This is a genomic window from Rhodoferax antarcticus ANT.BR (assembly GCF_001938565.1).
In the GTDB taxonomy this organism is placed as follows: Bacteria; Pseudomonadota; Gammaproteobacteria; order Burkholderiales; family Burkholderiaceae_C; genus Rhodoferax; species Rhodoferax antarcticus.
The window spans coordinates 97622-116626 of the sequence record NZ_MSYM01000011.1 but is presented as its reverse complement, the minus strand read 5'-3'; the positions used below and the strand labels follow the sequence as shown (position 1 = coordinate 116626).

The following is a 19005-nucleotide window of genomic DNA, read 5'->3' as shown; positions in this document are numbered from 1 at the left end:
GTGGCTGGATAAGGGGGCTTGGGACTGAATTTACGCCAAGGTGCTTAGGTGGGTTTGCGCTGCAGTACCTAATTTTTCGTCAAATGTCGCCAACGGCGCTTTGAGCTCGGCGGCCAGCCAGAGGTAAGCGGCGTCGTAGGCGCTGAGTTGGTAGCGGTTGGCCAACGCGCAAACCTCCTGCAAATTCATGTCATGAAGTTCGATGTCCATGCCCAAGGCCTGTTCAAGGCCATCTGCAGCGTGCGCCTCGCCACGGCGCAGTTTTTTCAGGGCAACACTGGTTATTTCATAGGGCAGCAAGCCGGGCGCGTGCAAGGTGCGGCCCGCAATACGCTGCAAGGCTTGGGCTTGCCAGGGTTCCTGAAACACGATGCCCGCCAGGGCGCTGCAATCCATCACCATGGGGGGTCGCGCCAAATACTGCGCTGGTGGCTCCGCCACGTAAAGGGTCGGGCTGGGGCCAGGTGACTGCGCACTCATCGGCTGTCCCGGTCTTCGCGGATCATGTCAATACTGGAGCCTTGGCCGGGTACCGGGCCTAGAGGATATTTGGCTTTTAACTCTGCGACCACTTGCTCTACGGTCTTCCAGCCCTGGCGAATAATCGGGTGACCAAAGCGGTCGACACCTACCACCGTTCCCCGTCGGCCTGCCTCCCCTGGGGTGTGCGCGGTCAGGGCTCTGGCAATGCCGTCAGACACCGGGCTGGTGCTGGTAAGCGGGCTGGACTCGGGCGCAACCGCACCCTGAATCAAGGCCATCAACTCGCCTTGCAACGACCGATGGTTGCGCGCAGCGCGCTCACGAAGGGCCTGCGCCCAGGCTTCAGGCACGTCTTTGACGGATAGATTGGGCATAATGGCTCCAAAACAGACAATGGTGCCATTATGGAGCCAATTTGGATTTTTTGGGTTTCACTAGCTCAAAAACCAGCATCACCAACACGCCCAGCCCCAGCGCCGCAGCCAGCCAGGTGAGCGGCAACCGCTCAAACTTGAACAAACCCGCCAGCCACGGCACATACAGCGCCAGCGCCATCAAGGCCAATGCGGCACCACACACCCACCACAAGGTCCGGTTCGGCACACGCAGGCTTTGCAAGAGCGAGCCAGTGCGCGCCCGGTTCGCCAGAATCAGCGCCAGGTTGCCCGCCACGATGGTGGCAAACGCGAAGGCGCGCGCTGCGCCTTCGCTCAAGTGCGCCATGCCCCACCAGGTGGCACCCAGCACCACGGCCAACGCGCCCAGGCCCTGCAGCAGCGCCCACAGCAGCGTCACGCCAGCAAACAGCGGCGTGTTGACATTGCGCGGCGGACGCTGCATCAGGTCGGGCTCGGCGGGTTCGTTCTCAAACACCATCGAACACGCCGGGTCAATCACCAGTTCCAAAAACGCGATATGCAGCGGAAACAGCACCGTAGGCCAGCCCAGCAACACGGGCAGCAGCGCCATGCCAGCAATAGGCACGTGCACCGCCAGGATATAGCTCATGGATTTGCGCAGATTGTCAAAAATGCGTCGCCCGAGTTCGACCGCCTTCACCAGCCCGGCAAAGTTGTCGTCCAGCAGCACGATAGAGGCCGCCTCGCGCGCCACGTCGGTGCCACGCCCGCCCATGGCCACGCCCACATGCGCGGCTTTGAGGGCTGGCGCGTCGTTGACGCCATCACCGGTCATGGCCACCACCGCGCCATCCGCCTTGAGGGCTTGCACGATGCGCAGTTTTTGCGTTGGCGCAATACGCGCGCAGACGCTGACCGTTTTCATACGCTGCTGCAATTGGGCATCGTCCAACTGCTGCATCACATCGCCGGTCAAAACCCTGGGACTATCGGCCGCTGGGTCGGCCTGCGCACCGGTGCCCAGATCAAGTTGCGCCTGCCGGGCAATCGCCATCGCGGTGGTGGGGTAGTCGCCAGTGATCATCACCACCCGGATGCCTGCCGTGCGCGCCTGCGCCACCGCCGCCGGTATCTCGGCTCGCAGCGGGTCGGCCAGGCCCAGCAGGCCGACAAATTCGAACTCGAAGTCATGCTCAATGGCGGGCCAGTCCATGCCTTCAAAGCGCGAACGCGCCACACCCAGCACCCGCAAGCCCTGCGCCGCCATGGCTTCTACCGCTGCAGCCACCCGCGCCTGGTCGGCGGGGCGCATGTGGCACAGATCAACAATTGCTTCTGGCGCGCCCTTGGCCGCCACCACATGGGCTTGGCCCACCTGTGCCCGCCAGACATGCGACATGGCCCGCAACTCGGGCGTCAGACCGTATTGCTGCATCAGCGTCCAGTCGCGGTGCAGGTGCTCGGTGTCTTTCAGGAAATGTTGGCCCAGGCGATGAAAGGCTTTCTCCATCGGGTCAAACGGCTCGGCCACGCTGGCCAGGATCGAGTACTCCACCAGCGGGTGAAAACGCTCAGGTAGCTCCGAGGTGGTGGCGTAATCGATGCTCAGGCTGTCGCCCGCAGGCGCCTCAGGCCCTTCGGCGTAAAGCTGTGCCACCGTCATGCGGTTTTCAGTCAGTGTGCCGGTTTTGTCCACACACAGCACGCTGGTGGCACCCAGAGTTTCGATGGCGCTCACACGGCGGGTGAGCACCTGGTGTTTGGACAGTCGCCAGGCTCCCAGCGCGGGAATCACCGTCATCACCACACTGAACTCTTGCGGCAGCAAGGCCATGGCCAGCGCAATGCCCGCCAGCAAGGCCGCCATCCAGTCACCGCGTATCAGACCAAAAGCCAGCACCAACAGCACACTGGCCACACCTGCCAGAAGCGCCAGCACCTTGACCAGTTTCGCGACTTGCAGGCGCAGCGGCGAAGACTCGGTCGTCAAACCTTGCAGCGCCACACCTATGCGCCCAATTTCGCTGCGCTCGCCGGTGGCGAGAACCCGCGCCAGACCGTGTCCGCGCACCAGCAGCGTGCCGCAGAAAAGCTTCTCAGACGCAGGCAATGCGTCTGCCAGAGCGTGTGCGTCAAGCGCGGTCCGAGCCACCTTGTCCACAGGCAAAGGCTCGCCCGTGAGCAAAGACTCATCAAGTTGCAGGTCCACACCACTGATCAATACCGCGTCTGCCGCCACCCGATCACCCTCGGCCAGCACCAGCACATCGCCCACCACCACCTCGCGTCCGGCAATGCGCTTGGGCGCGCCGTCGCGCAGCACCAGCGCGCGCGGGCTGGTCAGGTCACGCAGGCTGGCCAGCGCATGCTCGGTCTTGCCCTCCTGGTACAGCGTGAGGGTCAACACCACCAGCACCAGCGCCAGCAGGATCAAACCTTCCTGCAGATCACCAAGCAGCAGGTACAGACCAGCCGCGCCCAGCAGCAGCGCAAACATCGGGTCTGACAGGGTCTCACGGGCGATCGCCAGCAGGCCGCGCTGCTGGTCGGCTGGCAAAACGTTGGGCCCGTCTTGCTGCAACTGCTGGGCAGCTTGCGCGGTGTTCAGACCGCCTGGCGCAGTGCCTGGTGCTAGGCCATCTGACACCGCTGGTGGTTTAGTGGACATATCAACCTCTAGCCCTTATCTGTATTGCGGTAGCAGCTATTTTTTATATAGCTTTCTAGTCTTGGCATCATGCATCTTCATGCCTGGCCTGTCTGTACGTCAACCGGCTAATGGCAAGAGATGGCACCGGCCGTGAATAATCTGTATTTCTATACAGTAACATCCTGCGATGGCCAAAGACAAAAACCAATATGTATGTTCCGACTGCGGCGGCATCAGCCCGAAGTGGCTGGGCAAATGCCCGCACTGCCATGCCTGGAACACGCTGATCGAATCGGTTGCTGAAACCAGCAGCGCGCCCACCAAAAACCGCTTTGCCTCACTGGCCAAAACGGCTGAAGTCACCGTTTTGGGCGACATCGAGGCCATCGACTTCGCCCGCACGCCCACCGGCCAGGAGGAACTTGACCGCGTGCTGGGCGGCGGCATGGTTGAAGGCGGTGTAGTGCTGATCGGCGGGGACCCCGGTATTGGTAAATCGACGCTGCTGCTGCAAGCGCTCGACTCGCTGCAGCGCAGCGGCCAGCGCACGTTGTATGTCACCGGTGAAGAAAGCGGCGCGCAAGTGGCGCTGCGCGCGCGCCGCCTGGGGCTCGATGGCTCCCAGGTGAGCGTGTTGGCAGAAATCGGGCTGGAAAAAATCCTCGCCACGCTGGAGGCCACCCGGCCCGACATTGCGGTGATCGACTCGATCCAGACGGTGTATTCCGAACAACTCACCTCCGCTCCCGGCTCAGTGTCTCAGGTGCGCGAATGCGCCGCACACTTGACCCGTTTTGCCAAAGCCAGCGGCCAGGTGGACGGCGTGGGCCGTGGCCGGGCCACCAGCATCGTGCTGGTCGGTCATGTCACCAAAGAAGGCGCGCTGGCCGGGCCGCGCGTGCTGGAACACATGGTCGATACCGTGCTGTATTTTGAAGGCGATACCCACAGCAGCTTCAGGCTGGTGCGCGCCATCAAAAACCGTTTTGGCGCTGTGAATGAAATAGGCGTGTTTGCCATGACCGAAAAGGGTCTGAAAGGCGTCAGTAACCCAAGCGCCATCTTTCTGAGTCAACACGCCGAGCCAGTGCCTGGCAGTTGTGTCATGGTCACGCTGGAAGGCACGCGGCCGATGCTGGTGGAAATTCAGGCACTGGTGGACAGTGGCGGCCCGTCGCCAAGGCGTTTGAGTGTGGGTCTGGACAAGGACCGGCTGGCCATGCTGCTGGCGGTGCTGCACCGCCACGCCGGGGTGGCGTGTATGGATCAGGATGTGTTTGTCAACGCGGTTGGGGGCGTCAAAATATCGGAGCCCGCCGCTGACTTGGCTGTATTGCTATCAATTACTTCATCGCTCAGAGGCAAGCCGCTGCCCAAGGGCTTCTTTGCGTTTGGTGAAGTGGGCCTAGCCGGTGAGGTGCGCCCGGCTCCGCGCGGGCAGGAGCGCCTGAAAGAAGCCGCCAAGCTGGGTTTCAGCGTGGCCGTAGTGCCCAAAGCGAATCTGCCCAAAAACCTCAAATCGAGAGACTTTGAGGGCTTGACCATTCACCCGGTTGAGCGGGTGGAGCAGGCGATGGAAGTGGTGCGCGGCCTGAGCTAGTCTCAACTGAGACACCGCCCTGGTCGGGCGTGGCCAGGTTTATTGCGCCGCAGGCTACTCGAGCATTTTCAAAACGCGGTCGGTCAGGTCGTTCTTCGGGTCCACAAACGCGGCGTTTTGCAGCACCATGTCGAGCTTTTCAGTGGCGGCCAACTGCTTGACGATCGTGTTGGTGCTGGCGATCAGCGTTTGCAGCTCTTCACTCTTGCGCTTGTTCAGCTCTTCCTGAAAAGTGCGCGCTAAACGTTGCAGATCACGCTCTTGCTCCATCAGTTTCTTTTGCTGCTCCACCCGCTTGGTTTCCGCCAGCACCGGGGCGTCGGTCTGGAATTTGGTGACTGCCGTCTTGAAGCTGCTTTCCTGCTTGACCAGGTCTTTCTGGCGGGTGGAAAACTCTTTTTCCAGCTTGCCCTGGCTGGCTTTGGCGGGTGCCGACTCTTTCAGCACGCGCTCAAGGTTCACAAAACCAATGCGGCTGGCAGAAAAATCTGAAGCCTGGGCAGTGGCGACGCCGCAGAGCAAAAAAGACCCCAAGGTCAACTGGGCGCCCCAGCGAATAAATGCGTTTTTCGAGGTAGCAAAAGTGGAACGATTCATGTGTATTGCCTTGAAGTGAAAGTTCAATTGTGCCGCCTTGACGGGTACGGCGTTAATTGCGGACGAAAGTATTGCCAGACTTTTTGACACTGTCACCCACCTTGAGACCTGGGTCTTGCGCAAAATCGAACTTGGCGCTGCCGCCGTTGGTGTAGCTCACACTCACCTGCCAGACCTTGCTGGCGTTCATGTTTTCCTGAATTTTCTTGCCCGCATAGGCGCCGCCAGCTGCGCCTGCAATGGTCGCTAGGTCCTTGCCAAGGCCGCCACCCACCTGGCGGCCCAGCACCGCTCCGGCTACGCCACCGGCGATCAGCCCAACCGCGTTACTGTCACCTTCTTTGTCCACCAGATGCACCGCCGTCACATGCCCGCAGTCGGCACAGTTGTTGGCAGCAGGCTGGGTGCTGTAGGTGCCTTTGCCAACGCGCAACGCGGCCAGGGTTTTGTCGTAAATCGCCAGGGCATCGCGACGGCACTGGATGCGCGCCTCTGACGACGCTTCGTCGACGCAGAGTTTTTTGTCGGCCTCGTAGCGGGTCTTGGCCTCCTTTTGGGTTTGCACGGCTGCGGGGTCAGATGACCAGCTGGTTTGCGCCAGCGCTTGACCGCTCAGGGCGGCAAATGACACAGCAAAGGCGAACCACAGACCTTGAAAGCGCAAAGTACGAGCCATGAAAACCTCCAAATTAGGCAGCCAAAGGGCAGCGGCAAAAAAAGGCAAAGGATACTCCTGATGCAACCGTTTTCAATCCCGACAGTGTGAGTAAACGCACGCACCCACCCCTTGCCCAGCACAGGCAGGTCAGCCCTCTAAAATGTCTGATTTGGCCCTCAGCGCCGCGCTGAACTTTAAGGAATAACCGATGAGTCCCCTACCCCCCTCAATGGCTGACCGAGACGGCAAAATCTGGATGGACGGCCAGTTGGTGGAATGGCGCGACGCCAAGATCCATGTGCTGAGCCACACCTTGCACTACGGCTGTGGCGCTTTTGAGGGCGTGCGCGCTTACAACACGGTCAACGGCACGGCCATCTTCCGCCTGGAAGAGCACACCGAGCGTCTGTTCAACAGCGCCAAGATCCTGCGCATGAAGATCCCGTTCACCATGGAGCAAGTGCTGCAGGCGCAGTGCGACGTCATTCGCGCCAATAAGCTTGAATCAGGCTACATCCGCCCGCTCACCTGGATTGGTGACAAAAAACTTGGCGTGTCGCCCAAGGGCAACACCATCCACCTGATGGTGGCCGCCTGGTCCTGGGGCGCTTATCTGGGCGAAGAAGGTATGCGCCGTGGCATCCGGGTGAAGATTTCCAGCTTTACCCGCCACCATGTCAACATCACCATGACGCAGGCTAAGGCGGTGAGCAACTACACCAATTCGATCCTGGCGAATATGGAAGCCACCGACGATGGTTATGACGAAGCCATGCTGCTTGATGCCAGCGGTTTTGTCTCGGAAGGCGCTGGCGAAAACCTGTTTGTGGTGAAAGATGGCGTGGTCTACACCCCGGATCTGTCGGCCGGTGCGCTCAACGGCATCACTCGCAACACGGTGCTGCACATCTGCAAAGACCTGGGGCTGGAAGTGGTGCAAAAACGCATCACCCGTGACGAGGTATACATTGCCGATGAGGCCTTCTTCAGCGGCACAGCCGCCGAGATCACCCCGATCCGCGAACTTGACCGTATCGAGCTGGGCAAGGGCGACTATGTCGGCAGCCGTGGCCCGATCACCGAGAAAATCCAGACCGCGTTCTTTGACATCGTCAATGGCCGCAACCCCAAATACGCCCACTGGCTGACCTTGGTTTAACTACGGGGAAAGATGGAACACACCATGACCAAAGCACCCATCGAACTGCTGGCCAAAGACCTGACCGATGACGGTGCGTATTTTTGCCCCAGCCCACTGGCCCAGATGACCGTTCAGGACACCCACCCCAAGGTCTATCTGGATGTGGCCGCCACCGGTGAGGCCAAGTGCCCGTATTGCGGCAGGGTTTACAAGCTCAAAGACGGCGAACACTTCCAGGGCCATTGATGGCGGTGGGTCTGGCTGCCACACACGCCGCAAAGCGCGCACTGGTGATTGCGCCGCAGTGGATTGGCGACGCGGTGATGACCGAGCCGCTACTGCGCCGCCTGCAGGCGCGCGGCGAGCGTCTTACCATTGGCGCCCTACCCTGGGTGGCGCCGGTCTACCGGGCCATGCCGCAGGTGGCCGAAGTTATTGAATTCCCTTTTGCCCACGGTGGCCTGCAACTGCGCGAGCGGCGCCGTCTGGCGCAGCAGGTCGATGGCCAGTTTGATGTCGCCTACATTTGCCCCAACTCACTGAAAAGCGCGCTGCTGCCGTTTCTGGCGGGCATCCCAGAGCGGGTGGGCTACCTGGGCGAGGCGCGCGTCGGCCTGCTTACCCACCGGCTGAAAAACCCGTCCAAGGGTAAGCGTCCGCCGATGGTGGCGTTTTACTGCGCACTCAGCGGCGAGGCCGATGTCAACGCCGACCGGCCACAGCTGCACATCGACCCAGCTGCAGCCGACGCCGTCTTGCAGGTGCTGGGCCTGCAGCGCGGCGGCTATGTGGTGATGGCGCCCGGCGCCGAATTTGGCCCCGCCAAGCGCTGGCCCACCCGCCACTTTGCCGAACTGGCGCGCCAGCTGAGCCTGCCCGTGGTGCTGCTGGGCTCGGCCAAAGAAGCTGACTTGTGCGCCGAAATTGAGCAAGGCTGCCAAACCCCCGGCCTCAGCAGCACGCCACCGCCGCCGATCCTCAATTTGGCAGGAAAAACCTCCTTGGCCCAGGCGCTGGCTGTGATCAGTGCGACCAGAAGCATGGTCAGCAACGACTCCGGCCTGATGCATGTTGCCGCCGGGTTTGGCGTGCGCCAGGTAGCGGTGTTTGGCTCCAGCAGCCCATTGCACACGCCACCGCTCAATGCAGCAGCCCATGTGGTGTGGCTAAAGAACGACCCCAGCTACCAGCCGCCGCTGGACTGTGCGCCCTGCTTTGAGCGCGTCTGCCCGCTGGGTCATACCCGCTGCTTGAACGACATCCGGGCGGCTCGGGTGTTAGCATTTTTATAGCTGTTCACGCTTATTGCATAAGGGCTAGCGGCTGATTTTAGGCAAAAAGAAGCCACCCGAAGGTGGCTTGTAAAAGTTCCCCCGGAGGGGAACGTCGTTGGAAACCTTGCAAACCTCAAAAGTACCCTTGCATACCTTTACCGATAGTTTTGCTTCAACACTGTGACAGCAGCTAGGAGAACTTTAATGGCCCGCTGACCGTTTGGATATCCCCCATTTGGGGGATATTGAGGGGTTTTTTGAAGAAAGTTTTGCTTTTTTTGATACAAAACTTCAGTCTTTGATCTACGGCAGGGGCAATTCGATGATGAAGCAGGCCCCGCCCTCGGGCCGGTTCTCACAAAAAGCCCGTCCGCCGTGGCGCTGGGCGATGGATTTCACCAACGCTAGGCCCAGCCCGACGCCACCCGCACGCTCGGTGGCACCGGGCAGTCGGTAAAAAGGCTCAAAAATGCGTTCCATCAGCTCAGGCGGCACGCCTGGCCCGCGGTCACAGACCCTGATTTCGGCGTGCTGCGCCACCAGTGACAAGCGCAGGCTCACCTCACCTGCGGCATGGCGGCGCGCGTTCTCCAACAAGTTGCGAACCGCGCGGCGCAGCAGTTTGGCCACGCCCTGAACGGCCAGTTCGTGGACAAACTGGCCACTGTCGGGCGCTGAAGGGTCAGCGGGCAGCAGTAGCTCGGCATCGACCCGGGCGCACTCCTCGGCGGCCAAGCCCACCAGGTCCACCGACTCGATGGTGCCCATGTCTGTTTCGGACGCTTCCAGTCGGCTGGCGAGCAAAATTTCTTCGATCAGCTCGTCCAACTCATGAATGTTGCGGGCGATCTCTGCCCGAGAAGTGGGCGACACGCCGGGGCCCATCAGCTCCAAGCCCATGCGGATGCGGGTGAGCGGCGAGCGCAGCTCGTGCGAGGCATTGGCCAACAGCGACTTTTGCGAGGCCAGCAGTACCTCGTGCGACTTGACCAGACTCTCGACGCGTTCGGCGGCGTGGTTAAAGCGCTTGGCCAGAAATGCCACCTCGTCAGAACCGGTCTCGGGCATGCGGGCTGACAAATCGCCCGCGCCCCACTGCTGTACGCCGCGTTGCAGGCGTTCCAGACGGCGGGTGAGTGTTCGCACAATGGGGTAGGTGGCCAGCGCTACCGCCAAACCCACCCACACCAGCATCCAGGCAAAACCAAACGGCGGGCGGCTCCAGATCGACGGTGGCGGGCGGGTCAGGCGCAGGCGCACGGTCTTGCCGTCTTGCATACGCACCAAGAATTCAGAACCACCGGGGCGCGCTGCGACGCCGACGGCGGTTGATTCAGGCGCCGCACCCTCGCTGTCTGCCCCGCCTGCACTGGACGCATTGGCAGGAGCGGTATTGGCCGCATCGGGATCGGCTGCGGCCTGCTCAGCCTGGTGTCTGGCCTGGCGAGAGGCACGCCGCTGCTCGCGCAGCTCGCGGCTTGGCAGATGGTCCATCTGGCGATGCGGCTGCCCGCGGCCAACGATTTGGCCCGCCTCGTCAATCACCACCACCTCACGCGGTGGTGGCTCGGCAGCCAGCCGCCAAATCCACCCCACCAGCAAAATCAGCACCGCCAGCGCCAGCACAACGGCCAGCCAGATGCGGACGTAGAGCTTTTGGAACATTAGGGCTCGTTACGTAATAAGCTGTGCATTTGGGTGTCGGCTTTGGGATGCAGCGCTAGGCGCAAAGCGTGCCGTTTAGCTCTGCTAAACAAACGATTTGGAACGACGCAATGCGCCCAAAGCTGACAAGACAAATGTGCATGTTATTGCGTAACGAGCCCTTAGTCCTGCAGTCGGGCAAAGACGTAACCGACACCGCGCACGGTCAAAATGCGTTTCGGGCTTTTGGCGTCTGCCTCGATAGCGGCGCGGATGCGGCCCATGTGCACGTCGATAGAGCGGTCAAACGCATCGAGCTCGCGCCCACGCACGGCCTCCATGATCTGGTCACGCGTCAGCACCCGGCCAGCGCGCTCGGCCATGGCCACCAGCAGGTCAAACTGGTAAGAGGTCAGCTCGCAGGCCTGGCCCGCCACACTCACCAGCCGCGCGTCACGGTCAATCTCCAGCGAGCCAAAATGCAGCGCCTGCGTGGCCGCTGGCTGCGCACCCTCCACATGGCGGCGCAGCACGGCGCGAATACGCGCCAGCAGTTCACGCGGCTCAAATGGCTTGGGCAAATAATCGTCGGCACCGATTTCCAGGCCGATGATGCGGTCCATCGGGTCGCCCTTGGCGGTGAGCATCAGCACCGGCGTGGCGGCCAGCGCACCGGGCAGCGCGCGGATGCGCCGGCACACTTCTAGGCCGTCCATGTCGGGCAGCATCAGGTCCAAGATGACCAGTTGTGCAGGCTGGTCTTGCAGAGCTGCCAGCCCGGTCTTGGCGTCGCCCGCGTGGGCCACGGTGTAGCCAGACTGGCCCAGGTATTCACACACCATGTGGGCCAGGCGGGTGTCGTCTTCGATCATCAACAGCTGTTGGTTCATGTTTTCAGTCTAGCGGGCGCATACCTCAGAGGCTTGAAGCCCACGTAAAGTTAGGTAAAACTAGCGCATCAATCGCTCTGTTTTAAGGAGCTATCAGCGCTTTCTCCATAAGGGCTAGAGGCCGTTTTGAGTCTTGAAGCAAACCAGACAAGCAAGAGCACTGGCAGCCCCAAAAACGCGGTCACAGTAAAGAAATTCTGGTAGCCAAAGCTGTCCACATAACTGCCCGAATAGCCCGCCAGAAACTTCGGCAAAAGCAGCATCATTGAGCTGAACAGGGCATATTGCGTGGCCGAATAGTTCACATTGGTCAGGCTCGACAAGTAGGCAATAAACGCCGCCGAGGCAATGCCGCCCGCCAGGTTATCGGCGGAAATCACCAGCACCAGCCCGGTCAGGTCATGACCGCGCGTGGCCAGACCGGCAAACAGCAGGTTACTTGCGGCACTGAGTACCGCGCCCAACATCAGCACCCGCATCACCCCAAAGCGCATGGCCAGCGCGCCGCCCACAAAGGCCCCTGCCAGCGTCATGATCACGCCAAACACCTTGGTCACCGCTGCCACCTCGTCTTTGGTGTAACCCATGTCCACATAAAACGGGTTGGCCATGATGCCCATCACCACGTCGCTGATGCGGTAGGTGGCAATCAGCGCCAGGATCAGCACGGCGTGCGAGCCATAGCGCTTCAAAAAATCGGCAAACGGCGCCACCAGCGCGCCACGCAGCCAGTCCAGCGCGTTTTTAGCGGGTGGCATGGGGCGGCGCAGTGGCTCGGGCGACAGCAGCACGGTCACCACCCCCAGCAGCATGCTCGCCGCCATCACCAGATACGCGGTTTGCCAGGCCCCTTGCTGGTAGCCAATGACGCCCTCCACCTGCGCCCGCGCTGCCACCCACAGTACCCCGGCCCCAGCCCAGATCATCGCCAGGCGGTAACCGGTCTGGTAAGACGCGGCCAGCGCCGCTTGCCGGTCAACATCAGCCGACTCGATGCGAAACGCATCCAGCGCAATATCCTGCGTGGCGGAGCCAAACGCTACCGCTAGCGCGCCCCATACCACCGGGGTCAGCGCCACCTGCGGGTCGTTGAAACTCATCGCCACCAGCCCGGCCAGAATCGCCAACTGCGACAGCAGCAACCAACTGCGCCTGCGCCCCAGCCAGCGCGTCAGAATAGGAATTGGCAAGCGATCCACCAGTGGTGCCCAGACCCATTTGAAGGCGTAAGCCAGACCGACCCAGCTCAGGTAGCCAATAGTGGTGCGGTCAACACCCGCCTCGCGCAGCCAAAAGCTCAGCGTGCCCAGCACCAGCAGCAAAGGCAAGCCTGCTGAGAAGCCCAGTAGCAGCATGCGCACCGAGGCTGGTTCCAGATACACCGCAAGGGTGGCCAGCCAGCTGCGCGGTGTGGGCGCAGCACTTGAGTCATTCAAAGTCATCGGGGGATGATAGCGAGCCAGCTTGCCCGATACGCGCTGCGCAAGGGGCTGGCGCTGTCTAGAATTTACCCATGCGCGACCACCCCTTGCTTCTTTTCTTTTTGGGTGATGGCGTGCAGGTCTCGCGGCCCATCGTCTGGCTGATCGGGTTCTTTGCGTTTCTGAACGTCTATTCCATCCAGGCGGTACTGCCGATGGTGATGACTGACTTTGCTGCCACACCGCTGCAAGCCGGGCTGACCGTGGGGGCCACGGTACTCGCCGTGGGGCTGATCTCGCCGTTCATGGGCATGTTGTCAGATGCGGTAGGACGTAAAAACGTGTTGACCGTTTCTCTTTTCGCGATGACGCTGCCCACTGCGCTGATTCCGCTCACCCACAGCCTGAATGCGCTGATTGCCCTGCGTTTTTTGCAGGGGCTGGCGGTACCGGGCATTGTGGTGGTGCTGATTGCCTACCTGGGTGAGGAATTTCGCAGCAACGGCATGGCGCGCATGACGGCCATTTATGTGGGCGGCACGGTGATGGGCGGTTTTTGCGGGCGCTTCATCACCGGGCATGTGGGGCACTGGCTGGGCTGGCGCAGCGCGTTTGTGCTGCTGGCGGTGATGAACCTGGCGGGCGGGCTGCACATGTTATGGCGGCACCTGCACAACCAGCGGCTGCTGGCATCATGCGCGGTGGGCTTTTGTGTGCTGTTTTCGCTGGTGGGCACCTTCACCTACGTCAACTTTCTGTTGGTGGCGGCACCTTTTCAGCTGTCTGCAGCCGGGCTGGCGAATGTGTTTGCGGTGTATCTGGTGGGTGTGCTGGTCACGCCGCTGGCCGCCCGGCCGATGGAGCGACTGGGGTTCATGAAAGCCCTGTTGTGGGCGCTGGCGACCTCGGCTGCTGGCCTGCTGCTGACGCTGGCACCTAACCTGTGGGTGGTGATCGTCGGGCTGGCGGTGTGCGCCAGCGGTGTGTTTTTATGCCAATCGGCCACCATCAGCGCCATTTCCACCAACGTGACCGAGGGACGCTCGCTGGCCACCGGCCTGTATTACATGAGCTACTACGCAGGTGGTGCGGCGGGCACCTGGGTCGTGGGGCTGGCTTTTGAGGGCTGGGGCTGGAGCGGATCGGTCGCGACGATTGCTGGGGCGCAGGCGCTCGCGGCGATGATTGTGCTGCTGATTTGGCGCCCGCGCACTTGACACGCCACACTTGATATCGCGGTCATCGGCCTGACCTGTAAGACCAGTCCTTACACATGGAGGTTTTATGCATGCTGTGCGTCAACCCGCTGTGGCGGGTGCTTTTTACCCCCAACAGGGGGCGGTGCTGGCGCAGGACATCCGCACCTTTTTGGCTGGCGTACCGGCAGATGCCGACACCCCAGCCGCCACGCCCAAAGCCATCATCGTGCCGCACGCGGGTTACATCTACTCGGGCAGCACCGCGGCGCTGGCCTACGCCCAGCTGGCAGCGGTACGCCACAGCATCCGGCGCGTGGTGTTGCTGGGGCCCGCCCACCGCGTCGCGCTGCGCGGTCTGGCGCTGCCCGGTGACGACTTTCTGGCCACACCGCTGGGCGAGATTGAAGTGGATCAGGCGGCAGTGACCCAACTAGCCAAACTGCCCCAGGTGGTGGTGAGCCGCAGCGTGCACGCCCAGGAACATTCCCTGGAGGTTCAATTGCCGTTTTTACAGACCGTACTGAACGACTTCAAACTGGTGCCGCTGGTGGTGGGTGATGCCAGCCCGGCCGAGGTGGCCGAGGTGCTGGAGCTGCTGTGGGGCGGACCAGAAACGCTGCTGGTCATCAGCTCTGATTTGTCGCATTTTTTACCCTACCGCACGGCGCGGCAGGTCGACCGCCAGACCGCGCAAGCGATCCTGGACTTGCGTGGCCCGGTGTCACACCACCAAGCCTGCGGCGGCACGCCCATCAACGGCCTGTTGCTGGCCGCCCGCCAGCATGGGCTGCAGCCGCATCTGTTGGGGATGTGCAATTCGGGTGACACGGCGGGCGACAAAGACCGGGTCGTGGGCTACGCCGCCGTGGCATTCATACAGGAGCCTAGCCATGCACACTGACGCCACACCCGGCACGCCGTTCGCGTCTGCCACCCTCAGCGATCAGTTGGGTGCCAGCCTGCTGAATCTGGCCCGCGCCAGTATTTCCAGCGCGCTGGGGCAACGGGTGGACGCGAAAGTAGAGGCGGACAATGCCGCATTGCAGGCGCCAGGCGCCTGTTTTGTCACCCTGACGCAGCGCGGGCAACTGCGTGGCTGCATTGGTTCGCTGCAAGCGCGGCGCAGTTTGCTGGCCGATGTGCAGGCCAACGCGGTGGCTGCTGCCCTGCAAGACACACGGTTTGCACCCTTGACCCTAAAAGAACTGCCAGTCACTGACATCGAGGTGTCGGTGCTGTCGCCCATGCAAGACTTGCCCTTTGACAGCGAGGCCGATGCGCTGGCCCAATTGCGCCCTGGTGTGGACGGCGTGGTGTTTGAGTTTGGGCGCTACCGCAGCACTTTTTTGCCGCAGGTGTGGGTGCAGTTGCCAGAGGCGCGCGACTTCATGGCGCACCTCAAACGCAAGGCCGGACTGCCTGCAAACTTTTGGGATGCTGGCGTGCGCCTGCAGCGCTACAGCGTGCACCCCTGGCAAGAGACCCCCTGCGACGGCAGCCCCTGATGCACGCCACTAACGCCCCACCCTACCTGGCACGCTACTGGCACAACCTGCCCGACGGACGCATGCAGTGCGACCTGTGCCCGCGCGACTGCAAACTGCACGCGGGCCAACGCGGCGCGTGCTTTGTGCGCATGCGCGAGGGTGACGAGATGATCCTGACCACCTACGGGCGGTCTTCGGGCTTTTGCATCGACCCGATCGAAAAAAAGCCGCTGAATCACTTCTACCCCGGCTCCAGCGTGCTCTCTTTCGGCACGGCGGGCTGCAACTTGGCCTGCAAGTTTTGCCAGAACTGGGACATCAGCAAATCCCGTGACATGGACCGTCTGATGGACCAGGCCTCGCCTGAGATGATTGCGGCGCAGGCCCTCGAATACCACTGCACAAGCGTCGCCTTCACTTACAACGACCCAGTCATTTTTGCCGAATACGCCATGGACGTGGCAGATGCTTGCCACGCCGTTGGCATCAAAACCGTAGCGGTCACCGCGGGCTACATGCACGCCCAGCCACGGCGCGACTTTTACGCCAAGATGGACGCCGCCAATGTGGATCTGAAAGCGTTTACCGATGACTTTTACTTTCAGCTCACTGGCTCCCACTTGCAGCCGGTGCTGGACACGCTCGTTTATTTGAAGCATGAAACCCAGGTCTGGTTTGAGATCACCACGCTTTTGATACCTGGCCACAACGACTCGAACGAAGAACTCGAAGCCCTGTCACGCTGGGTGATGCAGGCGCTGGGGCCAGATGTGCCGCTGCACTTCTCGGCCTTTCACCCCGATCACAAAATGCCTGACGTGCCTGCCACGCCCACCGCCACGCTGGTGCGCGCCCGCAACATCGCCCTGAAAGCGGGCCTGCACTATGTCTACACCGGCAATGTGCATCACGCCGAGGGCGACACCACCTATTGCCCCGGCTGCCATGCGCCGTTGATTCAGCGCGACTGGTATCAGATCAACAGCTACCGGCTCACTGCCGAGGGTTGCTGCCCAGACTGCGGCACAGCGCTGGCAGGGCGCTTTGCCGCCAAGGCGGGTCATTTCGGGCGCCAGCGCATCTCGATTGTCATGGGCCGTTGAAGAGCGACTCAAGGGCCATTGACAGCCCGCCAGGCCAGCCGTCTGACGCTGCGGACTTACCGCAACGCTTGCACTCTGGCTTGCAGAGCGGCGGGGTTAATCACACCAAAGTGCGCGTCCACCTGCTGGCCACTGGCATCGAAAAACAAGGTGGTTGGCAAGCCCTGGGAACCTACTGCCGGGCCCAGGCTACGGCTGGCGTCAATCCAGACGTTTTGCAACGCCAGACCCGAGCGCTGCAAATAGGTTTGAACTGCCCCCACAGTCTCGCCCTGGTTGACAAAAATGAACTGGATGCCGGGCTCGCGTTGTTGCGCGGCGGCCAGATCAGGCATTTCTATACGGCACGGCGCACACCAACTGGCCCACAGGTTCACCACCGCTGGCTTGCCGCGAATGACCTCGGGCAGACTGCGCATTTGCCCGGTGCTCAAGTCTGTCAGCATGACTTCAGGTGCCTGCGGGCGCAACGCGCCGCCATCTGCCCACCAAACGGCGGCGTTCGCCCCGCCCCAAAGCGTGGCGCCAGTCAAAGCCGCCAACCCCAACGCTCTTCTGGCGGCTGGCCAGTGCCAAGCGCGCCAGGCCAGCCACGCCGCACCGCTGGCCAGCCCGGCCAATGCCAACCAGCCACCATCCCGCAGGTCAAACAAGGCCCAGGGGGTTGCCAAATAAATGGCGAAATATGGCAGCACATAACCGATGCGGGCTGCCAGCAGCCCCAGCAGCACCGCGAGCCACACTGTGTTTTCAGCTTTTGTACGGTCGTCTTTGGCCACCTGTCGGCCCGCCACGCTGGCCGCCGCCCAGGCTGACAGCAGCAAGATTAAGGGCGCTACCGGCAAAGCCAGCGGGCCAAGGGAAACCGACAACATGGACAAGCTGACCGGTCAGCTCAGGCGCTGAGGGGCTCGATCGTCGGGGTGTGTTTATTCAACCCCAGCGACAGCAACAACATCACCACCATCAAAACAGCCACCACCTCATAGGCCACACTAAAACCTGCTGCCCCGTGGCCGCTGAAGTCGGCCAAGGCGCCAATCGCCGTGGCAGACAGCAATGTGCCTACGCTGGTGAAAATATTGATCAAACCTTGCGCCGTGCCACGCTGCGCCAGCGGTGCCTCATCAATGGCGATGGTGCGCAGCGCACCACTGACCACCACGCCCACCCCCAGCCCGACCGGCATGGTTGACAGCAAAAACCCCCACAAGCCCATACTGGTGAAGGCGCTGGCGCCGTAGCCCACGCTCAGCAAGGCAAAGCCAAACACGATCAGCGTGCGGGCACCCAGGCGATTGAGCAACCGCCCCGAGCCCATCGAGCCCAGAATGGAACACACCACCATCGGCAACAACACAAACCCGGCATTCTCACGCGCTACCCCGTAGGCCAAGGTGGCAATGGAGGTGAGAAAAATCACGCTGCCCATGCCAAACCCGGCACCCAATGTCAGCAGGTAGGTTAAGGAAAGCTGCCGGTTGGCAAAGATCGACATCGGAATCAGCGGCTGCAAGGCGCGTTTTTCCACCCAGATAAACAGCGGCAGTAGCACGATGATGGCTGCCAGCGTGTAAGGCCACACGGTCCAGCCGGTGATCTCGTCGCCAATCTGCGTCACGGTCGCCACCAACGAGACCAGCAACAGCAACAAAACCACAATGCCGCGCCAGTCCAGCGGCGGCAGCTTGGTTTGGGCCCGCTGGGTGGGCAGCGCGCTAGCGCCCAGGTACAGCACGTAGGCGGCTATCGGCAAGTTGGCCAGAAAAATCCAGTGCCAGTTCAGGAAGACCATCACCACACCAGCCAGCGGCGGGCCGAGGACAAATGCCATGCCATAGGTGGCACCAATCAGGCCCAGCGCACGGCCGCGTTCTTTGGGCGGTAGCGCGTCGGCAATCACCGCGCTGGCCGTCGGAATGATGCCGCCACCGCCAATGCCCTGAATGACACGCCCGAGCACGACCGCCCAAAAAACCGGTGCCAGCGCAATCACCAGCGAGCCCAGAGCAAACAACGAGATACTGATCAGGTAAACCGGGCGGCGTCCATAGCGGTCGCCCAAGCTGGCCAGCGGCGCGGTGCTGCTCAGTGAGGCCAGGATGAACGCAATCATCACCAGGCCGACCTGCCGGTTGTCAATCTGGAAGGCCTCGCGCAAGGCGGGGATGACCGGCGCGACGATGGCCGTGTCTAGCGCCGACATAAAGACGCCGATGAACAGAACCGTCATCAGTCGCCGGTACGCTGGGGTACCAGCCGGTAGGGAAGCAGACGACATCGAAACCCCGCTAAATGCCAAAAAATGGCTTGAAAAGGTTGTCAGTGTAGTGTTTTTGGGCATTTTCATCTGGCTGCGCCCGCCACCATGGGCAAGCCGGGAGTGCTGGCTGGACAGCCTCACGCTGGCAGTGATTGCCATCAGCCAGAGTCAGCGCAGCGACCCGATCCCAGACGAGTGATGGATGCGTTTGCTGAATTGGGCCAGCACTTGTCTGC

19 protein-coding genes are annotated in these 19005 nt (G+C 61.8%); 9 read left to right on the top strand and 10 right to left on the bottom strand.

Going from position 1 to position 19005, the window contains the following annotated elements; translation table 11 throughout:
* Positions 1 to 30 precede the first annotated feature (30 nt).
* The 3 genes from BLL52_RS07590 to BLL52_RS07580 are packed head-to-tail and all read right to left on the bottom strand — an operon-like array spanning position 31 to position 3510.
* Entirely contained in the window at positions 31 to 480 is a 450-nt protein-coding gene (locus BLL52_RS07590) for a type II toxin-antitoxin system VapC family toxin (protein ID WP_075586092.1), read from the bottom strand.
* A complete protein-coding gene (locus tag BLL52_RS07585; RefSeq protein WP_075586091.1) occupies positions 477 to 857 on the bottom strand; it encodes a FitA-like ribbon-helix-helix domain-containing protein in 381 nt (126 codons plus the stop codon). The genes BLL52_RS07590 and BLL52_RS07585 overlap by 4 nt, the downstream gene beginning before the upstream one ends.
* Positions 858 to 885: 28 nt before the next feature.
* Positions 886 to 3510, bottom strand: coding sequence for a cation-translocating P-type ATPase (locus BLL52_RS07580; RefSeq protein WP_075586090.1), 2625 nt, complete (start codon positions 3508 to 3510; stop codon positions 886 to 888).
* 169 nt (positions 3511 to 3679) lie between these two features.
* Between BLL52_RS07580 and radA the strand changes: the two genes are divergently transcribed.
* Complete coding sequence (gene radA / locus BLL52_RS07575) at positions 3680 to 5092, top strand: DNA repair protein RadA (protein ID WP_075586089.1); 1413 nt, start codon at positions 3680 to 3682, stop codon at positions 5090 to 5092.
* A gap of 54 nt (positions 5093 to 5146) precedes the next feature.
* Here radA and BLL52_RS07570 read toward each other — a convergent pair whose 3' ends face one another.
* Entirely contained in the window at positions 5147 to 5689 is a 543-nt protein-coding gene (locus BLL52_RS07570; RefSeq protein ID WP_083633843.1) for an OmpH/Skp family outer membrane protein, read from the bottom strand.
* Positions 5690 to 5741: 52 nt separating this feature from the next.
* Positions 5742 to 6365, bottom strand: coding sequence for a glycine zipper 2TM domain-containing protein (locus tag BLL52_RS07565; RefSeq protein ID WP_075586271.1), 624 nt, complete (start codon positions 6363 to 6365; stop codon positions 5742 to 5744).
* Positions 6366 to 6555: 190 nt separating this feature from the next.
* Between BLL52_RS07565 and BLL52_RS07560 the strand changes: the two genes are divergently transcribed.
* The 3 genes from BLL52_RS07560 to waaF are packed head-to-tail and all read left to right on the top strand — an operon-like array spanning position 6556 to position 8780.
* On the top strand, positions 6556 to 7506 hold the full coding sequence (locus BLL52_RS07560) for a branched-chain amino acid transaminase (RefSeq protein ID WP_075586088.1): 951 nt from the start codon (positions 6556 to 6558) through the stop codon (positions 7504 to 7506).
* Between the two features lie 24 nt (positions 7507 to 7530).
* Positions 7531 to 7734 carry a zinc-finger domain-containing protein gene (locus BLL52_RS07555; RefSeq protein ID WP_075586270.1) on the top strand — a complete coding sequence of 68 codons (204 nt, stop codon included), beginning with the start codon at positions 7531 to 7533 and terminating at the stop codon, positions 7732 to 7734.
* Positions 7734 to 8780, top strand: coding sequence for a lipopolysaccharide heptosyltransferase II (gene waaF, locus BLL52_RS07550; protein WP_075586087.1), 1047 nt, complete (start codon positions 7734 to 7736; stop codon positions 8778 to 8780). The genes BLL52_RS07555 and waaF overlap by 1 nt, the downstream gene beginning before the upstream one ends.
* A 285-nt stretch (positions 8781 to 9065) precedes the next feature.
* Here waaF and BLL52_RS07545 read toward each other — a convergent pair whose 3' ends face one another.
* The 3 genes from BLL52_RS07545 to BLL52_RS07535 all read right to left on the bottom strand — a co-directional run bounded on the left by BLL52_RS07545 (position 9066) and on the right by BLL52_RS07535 (position 12738).
* Positions 9066 to 10427 carry a HAMP domain-containing sensor histidine kinase gene (locus BLL52_RS07545; RefSeq protein WP_075586086.1) on the bottom strand — a complete coding sequence of 454 codons (1362 nt, stop codon included), beginning with the start codon at positions 10425 to 10427 and terminating at the stop codon, positions 9066 to 9068.
* Positions 10428 to 10588: 161 nt separating this feature from the next.
* Positions 10589 to 11296 carry a response regulator gene (locus BLL52_RS07540; RefSeq protein ID WP_075586085.1) on the bottom strand — a complete coding sequence of 236 codons (708 nt, stop codon included), beginning with the start codon at positions 11294 to 11296 and terminating at the stop codon, positions 10589 to 10591.
* Between the two features lie 68 nt (positions 11297 to 11364).
* Complete coding sequence (locus BLL52_RS07535; RefSeq protein WP_075586084.1) at positions 11365 to 12738, bottom strand: AmpG family muropeptide MFS transporter; 1374 nt, start codon at positions 12736 to 12738, stop codon at positions 11365 to 11367.
* A 71-nt stretch (positions 12739 to 12809) separates the two neighbouring features.
* Here BLL52_RS07535 and BLL52_RS07530 point away from each other — a divergent pair, with 71 nt between their 5' ends.
* The 4 genes from BLL52_RS07530 to amrS all read left to right on the top strand — a co-directional run bounded on the left by BLL52_RS07530 (position 12810) and on the right by amrS (position 16506).
* Positions 12810 to 13934, top strand: coding sequence for an MFS transporter (locus BLL52_RS07530; RefSeq protein ID WP_083633842.1), 1125 nt, complete (start codon positions 12810 to 12812; stop codon positions 13932 to 13934).
* 67 nt (positions 13935 to 14001) lie between these two features.
* Positions 14002 to 14817, top strand: a complete 816-nt coding sequence (gene amrB / locus BLL52_RS07525; protein WP_075586083.1) for an AmmeMemoRadiSam system protein B — start codon at positions 14002 to 14004, stop codon at positions 14815 to 14817.
* On the top strand, positions 14807 to 15421 hold the full coding sequence (amrA, locus tag BLL52_RS07520) for an AmmeMemoRadiSam system protein A (protein WP_075586082.1): 615 nt from the start codon (positions 14807 to 14809) through the stop codon (positions 15419 to 15421). Before amrB ends, amrA begins: the two co-directional genes overlap by 11 nt.
* Complete coding sequence (gene amrS, locus BLL52_RS07515; RefSeq protein WP_075586081.1) at positions 15421 to 16506, top strand: AmmeMemoRadiSam system radical SAM enzyme; 1086 nt, start codon at positions 15421 to 15423, stop codon at positions 16504 to 16506. The genes amrA and amrS overlap by 1 nt, the downstream gene beginning before the upstream one ends.
* A 56-nt stretch (positions 16507 to 16562) precedes the next feature.
* Here the strand turns inward: amrS and BLL52_RS07510 are convergent, their stop codons facing one another.
* Both BLL52_RS07510 and BLL52_RS07505 read right to left on the bottom strand, forming a co-directional pair.
* The gene (locus BLL52_RS07510) at positions 16563 to 17381 is read right to left on the bottom strand and encodes a TlpA family protein disulfide reductase (protein WP_075586080.1); all 819 of its coding nucleotides are present in this window, start codon (positions 17379 to 17381) and stop codon (positions 16563 to 16565) included.
* Positions 17382 to 17401: 20 nt separating this feature from the next.
* Entirely contained in the window at positions 17402 to 18739 is a 1338-nt protein-coding gene (locus tag BLL52_RS07505) for an MFS transporter (RefSeq protein WP_198930611.1), read from the bottom strand.
* Between BLL52_RS07505 and BLL52_RS20955 the strand changes: the two genes are divergently transcribed.
* Complete coding sequence (locus BLL52_RS20955; protein WP_162274831.1) at positions 18723 to 18968, top strand: hypothetical protein; 246 nt, start codon at positions 18723 to 18725, stop codon at positions 18966 to 18968. The two genes, BLL52_RS07505 and BLL52_RS20955, sit on opposite strands and share 17 nt — an antisense overlap.
* The last annotated feature ends 37 nt before the right edge of the window (positions 18969 to 19005 follow it).